The sequence below is a fragment of the Halomonas sp. genome (assembly GCF_052095695.1).
Classification (GTDB): Bacteria; Pseudomonadota; Gammaproteobacteria; order Pseudomonadales; family Halomonadaceae; genus Vreelandella.
This window is the reverse complement of sequence record NZ_JBQDLQ010000132.1, coordinates 1-630: the sequence shown is the minus strand read 5'-3', so window position 1 is coordinate 630 and position 630 is coordinate 1. Positions and strand designations below refer to the sequence as shown.

At 52.2% G+C, this 630-nt stretch carries 1 protein-coding gene and 1 pseudogene; one reads left to right on the top strand and one right to left on the bottom strand.

The window, feature by feature from the left end; translation table 11 throughout:
- Window positions 1-361: NAD(P)H-dependent oxidoreductase (locus ACTH5D_RS16865; RefSeq protein WP_441673261.1), on the top strand; the 361-nt coding region annotated here is incomplete at its 5' end.
- On the opposite strand, the pseudogene ACTH5D_RS16860 reads toward ACTH5D_RS16865, so the two are convergent.
- Window positions 288-630, bottom strand: a pseudogene (locus tag ACTH5D_RS16860) (hypothetical protein); the annotation flags it as partial. The gene ACTH5D_RS16865 and the pseudogene ACTH5D_RS16860 sit on opposite strands and share 74 nt — an antisense overlap.

The following is a 630-nucleotide window of genomic DNA, read 5'->3' as shown; positions in this document are numbered from 1 at the left end:
TAACCGTACCTTTATCGCCTCGGCTGAGGGCAAGCAGGGATTATTGCAAGATCGTCCGACCACCATTCTAGTGAGCGCTGGTGGCATCTTACAAGGAGGTAATCCGCAACCGGATTTTCTGACGCCTTATCTCACGCTTATTCTCAATACCATCGGCATTCAGGATATTCACTTTGTATACTTGCAGGGTTTAGCGTTTGGTGAGCCCGCTATCGCCCAAGCATGGCATCAGGCGCAGACCGCTCTGGTCGAGGCTGGCGTACTGACTAACCCGATAAAGCCAGCTACTAGGATCGATGGCGAGCGACAAGTTCTGCCAGCTGCTGATAACCCTCTTCGAGTGCAGGACTCGATAGATTAGTCACGCCCAAGAGCAACCCTTTGCGTGCTTTGGTTTGCGTGGCATACCAGGGTGACAGCGGTGCCGGTGCCAAGTTAAAGGCCTTGGCAGCTTCGGCAATAGCAACGTCGTCCGCATCGTCATCCAAGGTGAGCAATAGTGACAAGCCCGCTATAATATTATTTTCTGAAACCGATGTGCTCATGAGCGCAAGCAGTGCGTCCCGGCGCTGTATATATAAACGCTTCATACGCCGAATATGGCGCAAGTAATGACCATCGCGCAGAAAC